Source organism: Loktanella sp. S4079, from assembly GCF_000967725.1.
In the GTDB taxonomy this organism is placed as follows: domain Bacteria; phylum Pseudomonadota; class Alphaproteobacteria; order Rhodobacterales; family Rhodobacteraceae; genus Yoonia.
In genome coordinates, this window is sequence record NZ_JXYE01000002.1 from 1,497,888 (window position 1) to 1,515,360 (window position 17,473).

17 protein-coding genes are annotated in these 17,473 nt (G+C 55.6%); 7 read left to right on the forward strand and 10 right to left on the reverse strand.

Annotation, left to right across the window (positions count from 1 at the left end; all coding sequences use genetic code 11):
• Positions 1-42: 42 nt before the first annotated feature.
• From TW80_RS08615 to TW80_RS08640, 6 genes are all read right to left on the reverse strand, one after another.
• The gene (locus TW80_RS08615; protein WP_204218476.1) at positions 43-840 is read right to left on the reverse strand and encodes an amino acid ABC transporter permease; all 798 of its coding nucleotides are present in this window, start codon (positions 838-840) and stop codon (positions 43-45) included.
• A 17-nt stretch (positions 841-857) separates the two neighbouring features.
• Positions 858-1,640, reverse strand: coding sequence for a transporter substrate-binding domain-containing protein (locus TW80_RS08620; protein ID WP_045996817.1), 783 nt, complete (start codon positions 1,638-1,640; stop codon positions 858-860).
• A gap of 48 nt (positions 1,641-1,688) precedes the next feature.
• A complete protein-coding gene (locus TW80_RS08625) occupies positions 1,689-2,738 on the reverse strand; it encodes a HesA/MoeB/ThiF family protein (protein WP_045996818.1) in 1,050 nt (349 codons plus the stop codon).
• Positions 2,735-3,190 (reverse strand): dUTP diphosphatase, encoded by a 456-nt coding sequence (gene dut / locus TW80_RS08630; RefSeq protein WP_045996819.1) that lies wholly within the window; start codon positions 3,188-3,190, stop codon positions 2,735-2,737. Before dut ends, TW80_RS08625 begins: the two co-directional genes overlap by 4 nt.
• Entirely contained in the window at positions 3,187-4,380 is a 1,194-nt protein-coding gene (coaBC, locus tag TW80_RS08635; protein WP_045996820.1) for a bifunctional phosphopantothenoylcysteine decarboxylase/phosphopantothenate--cysteine ligase CoaBC, read from the reverse strand. The genes dut and coaBC overlap by 4 nt, the downstream gene beginning before the upstream one ends.
• A 67-nt stretch (positions 4,381-4,447) precedes the next feature.
• Positions 4,448-5,326 (reverse strand): RNA polymerase factor sigma-32, encoded by an 879-nt coding sequence (locus TW80_RS08640; RefSeq protein WP_071210176.1) that lies wholly within the window; start codon positions 5,324-5,326, stop codon positions 4,448-4,450.
• Between the two features lie 97 nt (positions 5,327-5,423).
• Between TW80_RS08640 and cobU the strand changes: the two genes are divergently transcribed.
• Genes cobU through TW80_RS08660 form a run of 4 tightly spaced genes read left to right on the forward strand, consistent with a single transcriptional unit; the run spans position 5,424 to position 8,834 of the window.
• Complete coding sequence (cobU, locus tag TW80_RS08645; RefSeq protein ID WP_045996821.1) at positions 5,424-5,945, forward strand: bifunctional adenosylcobinamide kinase/adenosylcobinamide-phosphate guanylyltransferase; 522 nt, start codon at positions 5,424-5,426, stop codon at positions 5,943-5,945.
• On the forward strand, positions 5,942-6,520 hold the full coding sequence (locus TW80_RS08650) for a histidine phosphatase family protein (RefSeq protein ID WP_045996822.1): 579 nt from the start codon (positions 5,942-5,944) through the stop codon (positions 6,518-6,520). Before cobU ends, TW80_RS08650 begins: the two co-directional genes overlap by 4 nt.
• A gap of 58 nt (positions 6,521-6,578) precedes the next feature.
• Positions 6,579-7,268, forward strand: a complete 690-nt coding sequence (locus TW80_RS08655) for a glutathione S-transferase (protein ID WP_045996823.1) — start codon at positions 6,579-6,581, stop codon at positions 7,266-7,268.
• A 51-nt stretch (positions 7,269-7,319) separates the two neighbouring features.
• Positions 7,320-8,834: a YifB family Mg chelatase-like AAA ATPase gene (locus tag TW80_RS08660; protein WP_045996824.1), complete on the forward strand. Its 1,515-nt coding sequence runs from the start codon at positions 7,320-7,322 to the stop codon at positions 8,832-8,834.
• On the opposite strand, the gene gshB is transcribed toward TW80_RS08660, so the two are convergent.
• The 3 genes from gshB to rsmI form a co-directional block, all read right to left on the reverse strand.
• Complete coding sequence (gene gshB / locus TW80_RS08665) at positions 8,831-9,775, reverse strand: glutathione synthase (RefSeq protein WP_045996825.1); 945 nt, start codon at positions 9,773-9,775, stop codon at positions 8,831-8,833. The two genes, TW80_RS08660 and gshB, sit on opposite strands and share 4 nt — an antisense overlap.
• A 70-nt stretch (positions 9,776-9,845) precedes the next feature.
• The gene (locus tag TW80_RS08670) at positions 9,846-10,202 is read right to left on the reverse strand and encodes a YraN family protein (protein ID WP_045996826.1); all 357 of its coding nucleotides are present in this window, start codon (positions 10,200-10,202) and stop codon (positions 9,846-9,848) included.
• Complete coding sequence (gene rsmI / locus TW80_RS08675) at positions 10,199-11,059, reverse strand: 16S rRNA (cytidine(1402)-2'-O)-methyltransferase (RefSeq protein ID WP_045996827.1); 861 nt, start codon at positions 11,057-11,059, stop codon at positions 10,199-10,201. Before rsmI ends, TW80_RS08670 begins: the two co-directional genes overlap by 4 nt.
• Before the next feature lie 90 nt (positions 11,060-11,149).
• On the opposite strand from rsmI, the gene TW80_RS08680 reads away from it, so the two are divergent.
• The 3 genes from TW80_RS08680 (at position 11,150) to murJ (ending at position 16,777) form a co-directional block, all read left to right on the forward strand.
• Positions 11,150-12,331, forward strand: a complete 1,182-nt coding sequence (locus TW80_RS08680; RefSeq protein WP_045996828.1) for a penicillin-binding protein activator — start codon at positions 11,150-11,152, stop codon at positions 12,329-12,331.
• Positions 12,318-15,104 (forward strand): [protein-PII] uridylyltransferase, encoded by a 2,787-nt coding sequence (locus TW80_RS08685; protein WP_045997121.1) that lies wholly within the window; start codon positions 12,318-12,320, stop codon positions 15,102-15,104. The genes TW80_RS08680 and TW80_RS08685 overlap by 14 nt, the downstream gene beginning before the upstream one ends.
• 110 nt (positions 15,105-15,214) lie before the next feature.
• Positions 15,215-16,777: a murein biosynthesis integral membrane protein MurJ gene (gene murJ, locus TW80_RS08690; protein WP_045996829.1), complete on the forward strand. Its 1,563-nt coding sequence runs from the start codon at positions 15,215-15,217 to the stop codon at positions 16,775-16,777.
• On the opposite strand, the gene TW80_RS08695 is transcribed toward murJ, so the two are convergent.
• Positions 16,774-17,454: a rhomboid family intramembrane serine protease gene (locus TW80_RS08695; protein ID WP_045996830.1), complete on the reverse strand. Its 681-nt coding sequence runs from the start codon at positions 17,452-17,454 to the stop codon at positions 16,774-16,776. The two genes, murJ and TW80_RS08695, sit on opposite strands and share 4 nt — an antisense overlap.
• Between the last annotated feature and the right edge of the window lie 19 nt (positions 17,455-17,473).

The window sequence follows — 17,473 nt, forward strand, 5'->3', positions numbered from 1 at the left end:
CATTGATCTGATTTGCCAGAACCACCTGTCGGAATTATCCTATCATCGGGCTGATCGGCTACGCATGCGCTGTTCAAACCTACGCAGCGCAATCGAAAGACTGATCGTCATGGTTAGATAAACCAGCGCAACCACATTATAGGTTTCGAAATAGCGAAAGTTGCCCGCGGCGGTAACCTTGCCCAGTTGGGTTACATCCGTCACGCCAAGCACCGAAACAAGGCTCGAATCCTTGAGCATAGCAACGAAATCGTTGCCGAGCGGCGGCAAGATCATCCGCAATGCCTGTGGAAATACGATCAGGCGAAACACCTGCCAACGACTAAGTCCAAGGGCCTGCGCTGCCTCGATCTGTCCGGGATCGACAGACTGTAGACCTGCACGAAAAACCTCGGCCAAGAATGCTGCATAGGCAAAGGTGAGCGCGATAATTGCGCGCCACAACAAAGAAAAGTCGCGTGTCCGTATGCCGTCAAACCCGACAAGCGCAGCAAACCAATTCCACAACGAGACCAACGCCGGGGCCAATACAAATGCGACATACAGCAACAAAACGATGATCGGTATCCCGCGCATCACTTCGATGTAAAACCGCGCGCATTGCCGCAAAATGATAGAACGCGACAACCCTGCCAAAGCAAGCCCAAGCCCCAATAGGCACGCCATACTATACGCGATCACAGTAACGTAAAGCGTGACCCAGATCCCCTTACTCAGCGTCGTCAGAACCTTAGCGTAGGTGCCGTTGGTGATCACCAACCCAAAAAGATAGAGGCCAATCGCGACAACCGCGACCAGCCAATATGGAAAATCAGGTTTTGAAGATTGGTTAGGATGCAAGCCGTTCCGCCTTGGTTCTATTCACCCAGTTTATATTCAAGAAACCACCGTGTGTTCAGTGCATCTATTGTACCGTCGGAACGCATCTCAGCAATCGCCGCATTGATTGGTGCCACCAGATCAGAGCCTTTGGGAAAGATGAAGCCGAAATCCTCGGTCCCGAGCTTTTCTCCCACAACCTTGAGCGCACCATCAGAAGCTTCGACATAGCCGTTACCGGCGGTGCCATCGGTCAAAACCAGATCGACATCACCAACGCGCAAGGCCTGCACAGTCGCGCCAAAAGTCTCCATTAGTTGGATACGTGGGTTTGCCTCGTTTCCATCTAGCACATCATACACCCCCACATAGAACGGGGTTGTGCCGGGCTGGGCGGCCATCAGCAAATCTTCGTTTGCGGCAAATTCTTGCGCGGTCGCAAAGCGATCTTCGTCACCGCGTACCAGCATCACCATCTCAGAGGTCATGTAGCTGTCTGAAAAATCAACGATTTCAGCGCGATCTTCGCGGATGGTAATTCCTGTCATGCCCATATCGAACTGCGCCTCTGACACCGCAGGTATCATCGCGTCCCAACTGATGTTCTCATAGGTGACAGTGGCATTCAGACGGGTCGCAATTTCGGCCATCGCATCATATTCCCAACCAACGGCCTGCCCTTGCGCATCAATGAACTGGAGCGGCGGATAGGCGTTCTCGGTCACGACAACGATTTCGCGACCTTCTAGGTCAGGCAGGGTGCTTTGGGCGGTCGCAGCGGTGGCGCAAAACGCGGCGGCAATAAAGACAAAGGCTTTCATGATAATCCCCTCAAATTGAACTATCCCCAGAGCCTAAGTCTCGCATCGCTAAGACTGCAAGCCCCGGCCGCCACAAACCGTACAATCTTGCCTTGGCTTTAGGGTTATCGTCCGCGTCTGCGCATAAAGCGCATCATAAATTAGCATCCGCCCGCGCAGCCCTTCGCCCGCGCCGGTGATCAGCTTAACCGCCTCAACGGCCATCATTGAACCGATCACGCCGGGCAGCGGGCCGACAACGCCAGCTTCGGCACAACTTGGCACCAGTTCAGCGTCCGGCGCTGTTGGGAAAACACAAGCATAACAAGGTCCCCCATGCGCCGGGTCATAGATCGAAATCTGCCCTTCCCACTGTGTCAAAGCCGCTGCGATAAGTGGTTTTTGCGTCGCGATGGCTGTCTCATTCACAAGGTACCGGGTTTCAAAATTGTCAGTGCCGTCCAAGACCAGATCATATTCAGCGAATAGATCCGTCGCGATGTCGGCCGTGAGGCGACGTTGATAAGGTTTCACTGTGATAAATGGGTTCTGGGCACGCATCGCCTCGGCTGCGGAATGGACTTTGGCATCACCGATGCTCTGATCGCGATGAATCACCTGACGCTGTAGGTTTGTGTTTTCAACCACATCATCATCAATGACCCCAATCGTGCCGACACCCGCAGCAGCAAGATATTGCAGCGCGGGCGCACCCAATCCCCCTGCTCCAATCACCAAGACAGAGGCGTCGCGTAGCGCTTTTTGTCCCGGCCCGCCGATTTCACGCAAAATGATATGACGTGCATAGCGGTTTATCTCGGTCTCGGAAAAATTGGTTGAGGGCTGTCGCGCCGCATCAACGGCATGGGCACGCTGGCGCATACGCCCAAGAACATTGCGATAGCCCGCGACTAACCCGCCAAAAACTACAAGCATGACCCAAAAGCGGGCATCACCACCAGTTGCCATGCGTAATGCGTGCCCATCGGGCAGAACAAGATGCCCTAAAATGACTGCCCCGATTAGCAGCGCCAGCATTGTCCACCGCGCCCGCGACGGTGCGCCCATGATCAACCCAATCCCCCAAAGGGCGGCCGCCATCGCGCCAACCATAATCATAGGCCGGTCGACCCAAATCCACCCGCACCACGCGTTGTGCTATCCAGCGACCCAACTGGTCGAAACTGTGCTTGGACAACTGGCGCAATCACCATCTGCGCAATTCGCATGCCATGCTCAATCGTGAAATAATCCTGCCCCCAATTGATCATGATAATCCCTATCGGCCCGCGATAGTCGCTATCGATGGTGCCCGGACTATTCACAAGCCCGATCCCCTGCTTAAGCGCGAGCCCCGAACGCGGGCGGATTTGCACTTCGAAACCTTGCGGAATTGCCATTCGTAGCCCCGTAGGCACCAAGACGCGTCGCCCGGGCGGCAATTCAATCGCGCGTTTATCCGGTAGATTTGCACGCAAATCAGCGCCCGCAGCGCCAGAGGTTTCATAGCGCGGCAAACCAAGGCCCACATCGGCCCCTTCATCCCATTGGATCGCAATTTCTGGTGTCACGTGATCGCCTTTGCAATGCGCTGCGCAAGTTCTTTTGCGGTTTCGTATTTTGACATGCGCGGCCAGTCCTCGGCCCCGCTATCGGTAATCAAGGTCACGTCGTTTTCAGTGCCCCCCATGATCCCAGTGGATGGGGAAACATCGTTCGCGACGATCCAATCGCAACCTTTGCGCAACCGTTTCGCCGTGGCGTTTGCGATCACGTCGTCCGTTTCAGCAGCAAATCCCACTACCAGCGCCGGACGCCCAGCGCCAAGCTGCGAAATCGTCGCCAATATGTCGGGGTTCTCTGCAAATTCGAGCCTGGGCAGGCCCGCTTTATCCTTTTTGATTTTGCTATCACCTGCGTTGGCCACGTGCCAATCCGCAACAGCCGCAGCAAACACAGCCGCGTCAGCAGGCGGCGCGTCGAGAACGGCGTCAAGCATTTGCTTGGCCGTGGTCACGGGCAGGACACGCACGCCCGCAGGCGGCGGCACATCAGCCGGACCAGTGACAAAGGTCACATCAGCACCCAACGCAGCAAGCGCCTGCGCAATTGCAGTGCCCTGTGCACCAGATGATCGGTTCGCAATATAACGCACCGGGTCAATCGGTTCGTGGGTTGGGCCAGAGGTCACCAAGATATGCTTTCCCTTCAGCGGCCCATCGCCCAACACCCGATCAATCGCAGCAATAATATCAGGCGTTTCCGCCAAGCGGCCCGGACCAAACTCTCCGCAGGCCATGGCACCGTCATCAGGACCGACTACGAAAATGCCGTCTTTCTTTAGGGTCGCTAGGTTGCGCTGGGTGGCCGGATGTTCCCACATCCGGACATTCATCGATGGCGCAACAAGCACGGGCTTGTCTGTCGCGAGCAACAAAGTAGACGCCAGATCATTCGCCAAGCCCTGCGCCATTTTCGCCATCAAATCTGCCGTCGCGGGCGCGACAACAATCAGATCAGCCGCGCGCGACAATTCGATATGGCCCATTTCGGCCTCGTCTGTGAGGTCAAAGAGATCCTGATACACTTTGCTAGCAGCAAGCGCCGAAAGGCTTAGTGGCGTCACGAACTCTGCCCCTGCTTTGGTCAGCACGGGGGTCACCTGTACACCTTGTTCACGCAATCGCCGCAGCAGGTCCAACGATTTAAACGCGGCCACCCCGCCGCCCACGATGAGCAGAATATGTTTGTTCGCCAGCATTTGCTGTCTCCGGTATTTCGTTGTCGTGAACTTAGGTCAGTTCACACCGGAAAGACAACAACACCCATCAAGCAAAGAAAGACTGCACATCCGCATTCTGGCTTTCCAGGCTTTTGCGCATTTTGCCAAATGCTGCTGCCTCAAGCTGACGGACCCTTTCTTTTGAAAGGCCCATTTCAGCCCCTAAGCTTTCTAATGTGCGTGGGTCGTCACGCATTTTACGTTCTTGCACGATGAACTGTTCGCGATCGTTCAGCCCGCTTAGCGCAGTTGTTAGCCATTGTTTAAGCGTCTCAACATCGTGGTTGTTCGCGACCGTCTCGGCCGCTTGCGGGCTGTCATCTTCGAGTGCGTCGATCCATTCTCGACCTTCGTCCTCGGTCGATTGCGTGGCGTTCAGCGAATAATCGGCGCCCGACAAACGCCCATCCATCATCTCAACATCATGCACAGGTACGCCTAACTCGGACGCGACTAAAGCATGCAATTCATGCGTTGGAATGCGCCGTCCTTGGGCTGCGGCCTCGCGCTCGATCCCGGCCTGTACGCGTCGCATATTAAAAAACAGCGATTTTTGCGACGATGTCGAACCGGTCCGTACCAGCGACCAGTTTCGCATGACGTATTCTTGGACTGACGCCTTAATCCACCAGACAGCGTAGGTCGAAAAGCGTACACCGCGGTCGGGGTCAAATTTATCGGCGGCTTTCATCAGTCCTACCGACGCCTCTTGGATCAGGTCGTTCATGGGGGCACCATAACGTTTGAACTTGGCCGCCATTGATATCGCGAGCCGCATGTATGCGGTCGTCAAACGATGCAGCGCTTGCTCATCCCGATTGTCTCGCCATGCATAGGCCAGTGCCAATTCGGTTTCGGCGTCCAACATCTCGGCCTTCATGGCATTGCGCGAGAATTTAAAGTCCGTCCCTTCGGTGTTGCTCATTATACCGCTCCTCCGGTGGTTGGGCAGCATTAACTTTGCTGTGTAATTGGTGTACGCACGCAACCAACGCTTTGGATCAATAAAAGGTTTCACCCAGATGCTGCCTCAACTCTCTCTTGTTCTGGGCGGTGCGGCCTCAGGCAAGTCCGCCTACGCGGAAAATCTGGTGCTGCAGTCCGGGCGCAAACCGGTCTACATCGCGACAGCCCAAGTGTTTGACGATGAGATGGCCCAGAAAGTCACACGCCATCAACTGCAGCGCGGGAACCTGTGGCAAACCTACGAAGTACCCTACAATGTCGCCGACACATTGGATCAATTTGACGCTGAATCAGCGGTTCTGATTGACTGTGCGACGCTTTGGTTAACGAACATCATTCTGGATGACCGCGACCTTGCACAAGAGACCAACGATCTGCTTGCAGCTCTTGGCCGCTGCAAAGCCCCGGTCGTCGTCGTGTCAAACGAAACCGGACAGGGGATTGTTCCTGAAAATGCGCTCGCAAGGAAATTTCGCAATGCGCAGGGTACGTTGAACCAGCAAATCGCTTCGCGAGCGGAATTTGTCGTGGCGATTATGGCGGGGCTGCCTATGGCGCTCAAAGGACAAGTGCCATGACTCGGTTCTGGTGGGTCAGACATGGGCCAACCCATGAAAACAACTTTGTCGGCTGGCGTGACGTGCCTGCCGATCTATCCGATACCGCGCTCATTAGACGCGTGGCCGACTATCTACCCGCCAATGCTGTGGTCATTTCGTCTGATTTGATCCGCGCCTCGACAACTGCGGATGCGATTGGCGGTGACAGGCACAGACTGGCGGATCATCAAGACCTGCGCGAATTTAACTTTGGCGATTGGGATGGACTGCATTTCAAAGAAGTCTCTGCACGCGATCCAAAGCTGAGCCGCGATTTTTGGGAACGCCCCGGGGATTTGGCCGCACCCAATGGCGAAAGCTGGAACGCCGTCGCACACAGGGTTGGCGCGGTGGTCGATACGCTTTGCACCGATTTTGCCGGGCAAAATATCATCGTCGCCGCCCATTTCGGTGTCATTATGACGCAAATCCAACGGGCAACGCGCAGCACCGCCTACGAAGCCATGGGCCACCAGATTGACAACCTATCAGTCACTGACATGACCTTTGATGGCGACGGCTGGCAATTAGGTAAGGTCAATCACCTTCCGTGATGGGCGTGCTCACATTTTATCGTTAGCCCGAAACCTTGGCCGCCGCTAAGGTTTGCCCATGACATACAAACTTTATATCGGTGATCGCACCTTTAGCAGCTGGTCCTTGCGTGGCTGGCTCATGCTCGAAAAATTCGGGCTGGATTATGAAACCCACATGGTCGGGCTGTATTCTGGCACCTATCGACAAGAGCTGGCGCATCTTGCGCCCGCGCGCACCGTGCCCGCCATGCAAACGCCAGAAGGCTATGTATTAAGCGATAGCCTTGCCATGGCAGAAACACTGGTCGAGCGGCACCCCGATCTCAACCTCTATCCGCGTGATGGTGCGGCGCGCGCGCTTGCCCGGACGATCACACATGAAATGCACGCAAGTTTTATGCCCCTGCGCGAAGCTTGTCCCAATATGATCACACATGTCTGGGAAGGGTTTGAACCATCCGATGCGGTGCGCGCAGATTTGGCTCGTATCCAAGAGTTGTGGGCGCTGGCACGCGCACGGCATGGTCAAAATGGACCATGGCTGTTCGGAGAGTATTCCCTCGCGGATGTTTTCTATGCCCCGGTCGCCTTGCGGATCACTGCGTTCGACTTGCCCGTTAGCGATGAAGCCCAAAGATATGTTGATGCCCACCTCGCAGATCCTGCGTTCCTGACGTGGCGCAAAGAATCCAAATCAGAGACTTATGATCCATGGCCATATCCCATGGACCTAGGGCGGAAACCTTGGCCCGGAGATGTATCTTAACCATTCGTAAACCACGACCACGTAACCGTTAACCAAAAGCGGAGCGTGCAGATGGTCGCGGTAGCCTACACAGTGGCATTTGAAGGAATCGAAGCCCGGCTTGTCGAGGTGCAATGCGCCGTGACGCCGGGCATACCTGCGTTTTCCATCGTCGGTCTACCGGACAAGGCAGTTTCTGAAGCGCGCGAACGTGTGCGTGCGGCGCTCACCGCGATGGCAATCGCGCTGCCCTCGAAACGGATTACCGTCAACCTGTCCCCCGCCGACCTGCCCAAAGAAGGTTCGCATTTCGACCTTCCAATTGCGCTTGCCCTGCTTGCGGCGCTTGAAATCGTGCCATCCGATGATGCCGCACAAACAGTTGCTTTGGGAGAGCTGTCACTAGAGGGCACGTTGGTTCCCGTTGTCGGTGCCCTACCCGCCGCAATGGCCGCCGCAAACGATGATCGCACGCTTTTATGTCCCAAGGCTTGCGGAGCAGAGGCGGCTTGGGTCGGCGCTGCGAACGTCATTGCACCGCGCAATCTATCCGACGTTGTTCGGCATTTTACTGGGCAATCTGTCCTGTCTCCGTCAGAACCCGGCGAGGTCCACAATACCACCGGCAACCGCGACTTATCAGAGGTAAAGGGCCAAGAGCGTGCGAAACGTGCGCTCGAAATCGCCGCCGCGGGGCGACATCATGTGATGATGGTCGGCAGCCCAGGATCCGGCAAATCCATGCTAGCGGCACGCATTCCCGGAATACTACCGCCACTCACACCTGCGGAAGCATTAGAAACGTCGATGATCCATTCTTTGTCGGGCCTGTTGGATGAGGGCGGCATCAATCGCGAACGACCATTCAGGGAACCACACCACACGGCCTCTATGCCTGCCATCGTGGGCGGCGGTCGCGGGGCAAAACCGGGCGAAATTAGTCTCGCGCATAATGGCGTTCTTTTCATGGATGAGTTTCCAGAATTTGCCCGCACCGTACTGGAGACATTACGCCAGCCTATCGAAACTGGTGAAGTCGTCGTCGCCCGTGCAAACGCACATGTCCGCTATCCCTGTCGATTTATGCTGGTTGCGGCGGCGAACCCCTGCAAATGCGGTTACCTATCGGACGCCAGCCGGGCCTGCACGCGCGCCCCGCAATGCGGAACCGACTATATGGGACGTATTTCTGGTCCTTTGATGGATCGATTTGATCTTAGGATCGAGGTGCCCCCGGTTGCCTTTACCGATCTTGATCTTCCGGCCGATGGCGAAAGCTCTGCGACGGTGGCCGCGCGTGTGGCCCAAGCTCGCCAGCTACAGACCGAACGGTTCGCTGGACAGGATAAGATGCGGGTGAACGCTGATGCCGAGGGGCGGATACTTGATGAAATCGCGACCCCGGATGCAGAAGGGCGCGATCTACTGGTCAAAGTCGCAGAACGTTTTGGCCTATCCGCACGCGGCTATCACCGCGTGCTGCGCGTTGCGCGCACGATTGCTGATCTCGACGATTCGCCAGACGTGCGCAAACCCCATGTCGCCGAAGCAGTCAGCTATCGACTGACCCTCGCGACAGATGGCTAAACCGCGCGCTTTGCCTCAATCGCTTGCCAAATCTTTTCAGCGACATTGGTGCCGTCAAAACGCTCAAGCTCTTGAATGCCCGTTGGCGAGGTCACGTTAATTTCGGTCAGCCAATCGCCAATCACATCGATACCCACAAAAATCTGCCCCTTTTCGCGCAGCAGTGGCCCAATCTTGGCACAAATCTCGCGATCCCGATCTGTCAATGCGACCTTTTCCGGACGGCCACCCACATGCATATTTGATCGTGTTTCACCCGCAGCAGGAACACGGTTGATCGCGCCAACTGGTTCCCCATTCACGAGGATCACACGCTTATCGCCCTTGGATACCGCTGGCAGGTATTTCTGCATAATCAGCGGCTCACGGTTAATGCCGCTAAACAGCTCGTGCAATGAGGCGAGGTTACTGTCTGCGTGGGCTAGCTTAAAGACGCCTGCGCCGCCATTGCCGTAGAGAGGTTTAAGAATGACATCACCATGCTCTTCACGGAACGCGCGGAGCGTATCCAAATCACGCGCGATCATGGTCGGCGGTGTGAGTTCAGGGAAATTCAGAACCAACAGTTTCTCGGGATAGTTACGCACCCAAAACGGGTCATTCACAACCAGCGTTTCCGGGTGAACCATATCCAGAATATGGGTGGTGGTAATATATCCCATGTCGAATGGTGGATCCTGACGCAGCCACACAACGTCAAAGTCCGAAAGATCAACAGTCTGCTCTTCTCCCAGAGTAAAGTGATCACCCTTGACCCGCTGAACTGTCAGTGGCCAGCCACGTGCCGTGACGCGCCCTTGATCAAATGCAAGCCGATCCGGGGTGTAATAAAACAGGGAATGACCACGCGCCTGCGCCTCTTCGGCGATGCGAAATGTGCTATCCGCGTTGATATCAATTGGGCCAATCGGGTCCATCTGGAAAGCAATTTTCAGCGACATGTGGCAACCTCTTTGCATGCTGTGTTGCCCTGATACATGGCGTAGCATCCCGCGTTGTGCAATGGCCGGTTCAGAATTCCATAAAAGCGTTCTCGATCACTTGAACGGCCCCTTGCTCATTTACCACAGCAAGATCAAAGCGCACATCAGTCAATTGCCCTTTGGGTTCATTGGCAATGAACTCTGTTGCAGCCCCGCAGATCCGATCCATCTGTTTGCGACCAAGTCGCGTTGCCGCGCGCCCAAAGCTCCGGCTTTTCTTGACCTCGACAAAAACAACTGTTGGCCCGTCACGCATGACCAAATCTACTTCGCCGCTTGTGCCGCGCCAGCGGCGCGCAGCCACAGCATGGTTTCGGCGTTCATAATCTCGGGCGACGATGTCTTCGGCGGCGTAGCCCGCGTGATAGCCAGTTGTCCCTGTCATTCATCATCCTTCATATTCAGCGCGGTCTGATAGACCTGTCTGCGCGGCAACCCTAATGCACCAGCAACAACGGTGGCCGCATCTTTGACACGCATGGTTTTCATCGCCTCATGTAAGGCCGCCTCAACATCATCTTCGGCCACTTCGGTTGCGCCTGCACGACCAACGAGCACGACAACCTCACCCTTAACGGCGCGACCATCAAACTGCGTTGCGAGGTCATTTAATGTGCCACGGGTCACTTCCTCAAATTTCTTGGTCAACTCGCGACAGACAACCGCCTGCCGGTCTTCTCCCAGAACATCGCGCAGATTCCCTAACATTTCCCCAACACGTTTCGGGCTTTCATAAAAAACCAACGTGAATGGAATGTCGCGCAGTGCCGCAATTTCAGTTTCGCGCTGCTGTTTTGCTGCTGGCAAGAACCCAACAAATGCAAAGCGATCCGTCGGCAACCCAGAAACCGTCAGCGCCGATAGAACCGCCGATGGACCCGGTGCAGAGGTCACAAAAATCCCCTCGGCGATTGCAGCTTTGCCCAGTTCATAACCGGGATCAGCAACTAGCGGGGTGCCTGCCTCGGAGACGTAAGCGACTGATTTACCGTCTTGAATGTCGCGCAACAATCGGTTGATTGCGCCCTCCCCGCTATGGTCGTGAAATGCAACCAGTTTACGCCCCTCAAGCGGCACACCGTGGATTTCCATTAGTTTACGCGCAGTTCGCGTATCTTCGGCTGCGATCACATCCGCAGAGGCAAGAATATCGAGCGCACGCAAAGTAATATCGCGCGCAGACCCAATGGGTGTCGCCACAAAGTACAACCCGGCAGAGAGTGGCCTGTTTACAAAATTCATATCTGGACCCGCTTGCCCCCTGCTTTATGATAGACGTAACTGACGCCGCCGCTCTTGTGGCACGTCGCCCGATCCTGGAGGATAGCTTATATGTTTGCCCGATACAGCAGTGCGCGCAGCGTACTCGCAAAATTTTTTACTTTAACTGCATTTCTTTGGCTCGCTGCTTGTGATGTCACATTGTCACCTGACGCGGATGTTGGCCAACAGATTGACGTCAGTGATCCTGTTCCGGTTGCCCTGCTTGTCCCAAGCGGCTCTGGCGTTGGCAGTGACGAATTCCTTGCCAAAAACCTCGAAAACGCAGCGCGGCTTGCCATTGCAGACCTCGAAGGGGCAAAAGTTGAGCTGCGCGTTTACAGCACCGCAGGCGACCCAACAACGGCGGCAAACGCGGCTGTCACCGCAGTTAACGACGGAGCCAAGATTATTCTGGGGCCTCTCTACAGCGAGGCCGCAAACGCGGTTGGCGTCGCGGTTGCGGGTCGTAACGTCAACGTCCTGTCCTTTTCCAACACGGCAAGTATCGCTGGCGGTAACGTCTTTATTCTAGGCGCGACATTTGACAACACCGCCAACCGCCTTGTCCAATATGGGACACGAAATGGTATTAGCCGCTACCTCGTTGCGCATGGAGACGACACGCCGGGCCAAGTGGGCGGTCAAGCTATCGCATCTGCGATTCAAGCGAATGGCGGACAGCTTGTCGGTGTTGAAACCTATCCGCTGTCGCAGCAGGGCATCTTTACCTCTACCCGCCGCATTGTATCGAGCGCGCGCAGCTCTGGCGCCCAGGCCGTGTTCACGACCGCGAGCGCGGCTGCTGACCTGCCATTGCTTGCGACCGCATTGCCAGATGCGGGGATGAATACAGGCGCGACAAAGTTTATCGGACTGACCCGTTGGGATACCGTACCACAGCTATTCGCGTTGCCCGGTGTCCAAGGTGGCCTGTTCGCAATGCCTGATCAATCAACTGCATCGCTATTTGCAAACCGCTATGCTGCGACATATGGCGAGAATCCTCACCCGCTTGCTGGGCTTGCCTATGACGGTATCGCAGCAATTGGCGCACTGGTTGCCGCGGGTAAATCGGATGCACTGACAAAATCAGCGTTGACGACTCCGCAAGGTTTCCGTGGTACTTCGGGCGCATTCCGTTTATTGCCGAACGGGTTGAACCAGCGTGCGCTGGCTGTTGCTACAATACGTGAAAATCAGGTGGTTATCCTTGAACAAGCCCCTCGCAGCTTCGGCGGTGCAGGTCTCTGACCTAGCCGCAGAACTAGACCCAAACGCGCCGGACAGTCTGATTTGTCCGGCGTATGAGATTTTTGACCGCGACGCGATCGCAAAAGAAATGGATGCAGCGCTCGCTGATTTGAGCGCAGAAAAGGACATTCGCGCAGCAACGGTCGCCATCCTGTCCAAGGCACGTACCGCTGGGCGAAACACCATCGCCGCCGCGTTCCAAGAGCAACCCTTTGCCGCGCGTCCGACAACCCAATCTTATTGCTGGCTAACCGATCAGATCGTCGGAATTGTGCTCGATGTCGCGATGCGTCGTCTGCATCCGCTTGCCAACCCAACCGAGGGCGAAAAGCTGTCGCTGATCGCGGTGGGTGGTTATGGCCGCGGCGAAATGGCACCAGAATCTGATGTCGATCTACTGTTCCTGACGCCCTATAAAATGACCCCTTGGGCTGAAAGCGTGATTGAATCCATGCTTTACATGCTCTGGGATCTCAAGCTGAAGGTCGGGCACGCCAGCAGAACCGTCAAAGAATGCGTCCGCCTCGCCCGCGAAGACTATACGATCCGCACCTCGCTTGTTGAATGTCGCTACCTTGCTGGTGACGCGGAATTAGCCCAACGTCTGGGCGCACGGTTGTGGTCCGATCTATTCAAAGGCACCGCCGCTGAATTCATTGAAGCCAAGCTTGACGAGCGCGCAGAGCGCCATCGTAAACAAGGTGGGCAGCGTTATGTTGTCGAACCCAATGTCAAAGAAGGCAAAGGCGGCCTACGCGATCTACAATCGCTGTTTTGGATCAGTAAATACATCAACGATGTTAAAGACGCGGCTGACTTGGTTGGTTTGGGCGTCTTTACCCCAGAGGAATTTGAAACCTTTGTCACCGCAGAGGATTTTTTGTGGGCTGTACGCTGTCACCTGCACCTGATTACGGCGCGCGCAACTGATCAGCTCACTTTCGACCTTCAGGTCGAGGTCGCGGCGGCAATGGGCTATACCGATCACGGCGGGCGTCGTGCGGTCGAGCACTTTATGCAAGCCTATTTTCGGCAGGCGAACAAAGTTGGGGAACTGACCCGCATCTTTTTGACGGCACTTGAGGCAACCCACACAAAAGCAGAACCAATGCTCGTGCGTCTATTGACGCGCCGCAAAAAGGCAAAAGCCCCCTATGCGATCAAACAAAACCGCTTAACGGTCGCGGATGAAAATGCGTTCCTCGCCGATAGCGTAAACATGCTGCGTATCTTCGAAGAGGCCTTGCGCACCGGTACATTGCTGCACCCTGACGCAATGCGGTTGATTGCATCGAACCTAGATCTCATCGACGAGGACATGCGCCAGAACAAAGAAGCGCGACGTATCTTTATTGATCTGCTATTGAAACACGGCAATCCGGAACGCGGCCTGCGAAGGATGAACGAACTGGGTGTATTAGACGCCTTTATCCCAGAGTTCGCACCAATCGTCGCGATGATGCAATTCAATATGTATCATCACTACACAGTGGACGAACACACGATCCAGTGCATCAGTAACCTTGCCCAGATCGAACGCAAGGAACTGATCGAAGAGCTGCCTGTCGCGTCCGGAATTCTGAAGCGCGGCGTTAATCGCAAAGTTCTATACATTGCGCTTCTTTTGCACGACATCGGCAAAGGCCGCGACGAAGACCATTCTATTTTGGGTGCTCAGATTGCGCGCAAGGTCGCCCCGCGCCTTGGGCTCAGCAAAAAGGATTGCGAAACCGTTGAGTGGCTTATCCGGTATCACCTGCTGATGTCAGACGTGGCGCAAAAGCGCGATATTTCAGAGCCACGCACCGTGCAAGGCTTTGCAAAGGCGGTGAAATCCGTTGAACGGCTTGACCTGCTCACCGTTCTAACCGTCTGTGATATTCGCGGCGTCGGCCCCGACACCTGGAATAACTGGAAGGCCGTTCTTTTGCGGAATCTCTATGCCGCTACCAAAGACGCGCTAGAAAACGGGCTCGAGGATCTTAACCGCGAAACCCGCGAGACCGAAGCCAAGCGCGTCCTGCGTGCCGAACTGTCGGATTGGCCCCCCAAGGATCTCAAGGTCGAGGCCGCGCGCCATTATGGTCCGTATTGGCAGGGGCTTCCGTCGGCCGCCCATGTCGTCTTTGCGAACCTTCTGCGTGACATCGCGAATGACGAACTTCGGATCGACCTGATGCTAGACGAAGACCGCGACGCGACGCGCGCATGTTTTGCTATGGTGGATCACCCCGGTCTGTTTAGCCGCATGACCGGAGCGCTCGCCTTGGTCGGTGCGAATATCGTGGATGCACGGACCTACACCTCAAAGGACGGCTACGTTACCGCAGTTTTCTGGATCCAAGACAATGATGGCAGCCCCTACGAGGAAAGCCGTCTGCCACGTCTGCGCACAATGATCAGCAAAACGCTGAAGGGCGAGGTAGTCGCCCGCGATGCCTTGGTCAGCAAAGACAAGATCAAAAAGCGTGAGCGTGCGTTCCGTGTGCCTACCAATATCACATTCGATAATGATGGCTCCGCGATCTATACGATTATCGAGATTGAATCACGCGACCGCCCCGGTCTGTTGTACGATCTCACGCGCACTTTGGCGGATAACTACGTGAATATCGCCTCGGCCGTGATTGCGACTTATGGTGAGCAAGTGGTCGATACCTTTTACGTCAAAGACATGGTTGGGCTGAAATACTATTCAGATTCCAAACGCGCCGCCCTGGAACGCAAGCTACGCGACGCAATCGAACAAGGGTCAGAGCGGGCACGTAACTAACGTGCCCCTTCGGTTGCACTGCATAAACCTTGCACAAATGGGTCATTGCTGCGCGCCTGACGCTTACATAGTGTGGCCCGAAACGGCTGCATGATCGAGGTCACCATTCCATGAAACCAATTCGCCTAATGGCCGGTTTTTTCACCGTCGGCATATGGACACTTGCTAGTCGCCTGTTGGGGTTTGTGCGCGATGTCATGATCGCGGCCTACTTGGGTACTGGTCCCGTGGCAGAGGCATTCTTGATTGCTTTCTCGCTTCCAAACCTCTTTCGCCGCTTCTTTGCCGAAGGCGCATTTAACATGGCATTTGTGCCCATGTTTTCGAAAAAACTGGAAGGTGGTGAGGACGCGAAACGCTTTGCCCAAGACGCATTTATTGGACTTGCGGCGATCTTGATTGTCTTTTCCACGATCGCAATTGTCCTGATGCCCGCGCTGGTCGCTATGATGGCGAGCGGCTTTATCGGGACAGAGCGATTTGACCTCGCCGTCTATTATGGGCGGATCGCCTTTCCTTACATCCTGTTTATTTCGCTGTCGGCACTCTTGTCAGGCGTGCTCAATGCGACCGGGCGTTTCACCGCAGCGGCCGCGGCACCGGTTCTGCTTAATATCATCTTCATTGGGGCGCTGGTCTTGACCGGACTGGCATGTGGCTGCGGCGGATCAGAAAATCAGACGCTGATGGGTTCGGCGCTTGCCTATGCGGTGCCAATCGCGGGCATTGCGCAGGTCGCACTTGTTTGGACGGCCGCCAAGCGCGCGGGCTATCCGATGCGATTGGGACGCCCAAAGATGACCCCAGAGCTAAAACGGCTGGCCATCATCGCAGCCCCTGCCGCACTGGCTGGTGGTGTCGTACAGATCAACCTTTTGGTCGGGCGACAGGTCGCCAGCTTCTTTGACGGAGCGGTTGCCTGGCTCAATTATGCGGACCGGCTGTATCAATTGCCCCTTGGCGTGGTTGGTATCGCAATTGGTGTTGTGCTCTTGCCCGACCTGTCACGCCGATTACGTGCAGGCGACACCGAAGGCGGCCAAAACGCGTTTAACCGCGCCAGCGAAATTAGTCTGGCCCTTACGATTCCGGCAGCGGTGGCATTGGTGGTCATCGCCTTTCCTTTGGTCAGCGTTTTGTATGAACGGGGTGCGTTTGATCAGGACGATACGAACGCAACCGCGCTAGCGGTCGCTGTCTATGGGCTAGGGTTGCCCGCCTTTGTGATGCAAAAGACCCTGCAGCCGCTCTATTTCGCCCGCGAAGACACCAAACGCCCGTTCTATTTTGCTCTTGTTGCACTGGCGCTGAACGCGGCGCTCGCCATTGGGCTATCGCCCCTTATCGGCTATATCGCGGCGGCGGTGGGGACGTCACTCACAGGTTGGGCGACCGTGCTGTTGCTCTGGTGGGGCGCACGAAACATGGGGGACGCGGCAAAATTCGACAGCCGGTTTCAACGCCGCCTGCCCCGGATCGTTCTTGCTTCGCTAGCCATGGGTGTCGTGCTTTGGATCAGTGCCGACATCCTAGCCCCTGCTCTTGAGATGGGTCAGTTGCGCTATCTTGCTCTTTTGGCATTGGTGATCATTGGGATCACCAGCTATTTTGGGATCGGTCAGATCATCGGCGCGTTCAAACTCAGCGAGTTCAAACGCAACTTGCGTCGCTAGGATCGTTCCCGCATCCGCCCCAAAAATGCGGCCCAGCCGCCGGGCGCAAGCAGCAGTGAGAAAGCAAAACCAACCACAAAGCCGGTCAATTCGGCGATCCAGCTATATCCTGTTTCGAACAATAGCCCAAAGACCAGCTGAATCCCCAATAGCACCGCAATCAACTGAAACGCCTTTAACTGGTTTTGCCCCATTGCCCCCAAATTCAGCCAAAGCGCGTAGGTATACGCCCCAATAAGCCCGTAAACCGAAGGAAAGCCACCAATCAGCGGGTAGTTATTGGGCGCAAGCATGCCAAAGACCAGCGCCCCTGCAATCGCAGTCGCTACATAAAGAGCGAATATCTTTACCCCGCCATAAAACTCGGCAGTGAATTTCCCCAATGCAAGCGTCAGCGCCGCGCAAAAGGCAGCCTGCGTTAGGTTCCCGTTTATAAATGGATAGGTCAGGAACCGTTTGAGCATATCAAACGAATAGTCCCCATTCACCCAGATACGATCCAACACAGCGCCCGAGAACCCGTATTGCTGAATGCTGCCGACACGCCAACCGATCCCACGATCGCCCCCAATCAAGCCAACCCCAGCAAGCTGCAATACGCACTCCACCCCAACGATGACCAAGGTCAGGGCGATGATCACGGGCGGAATTGCGTTGATCGGGCTTTCGGGTTTCATGGCGGTGCCTTGGACTGTT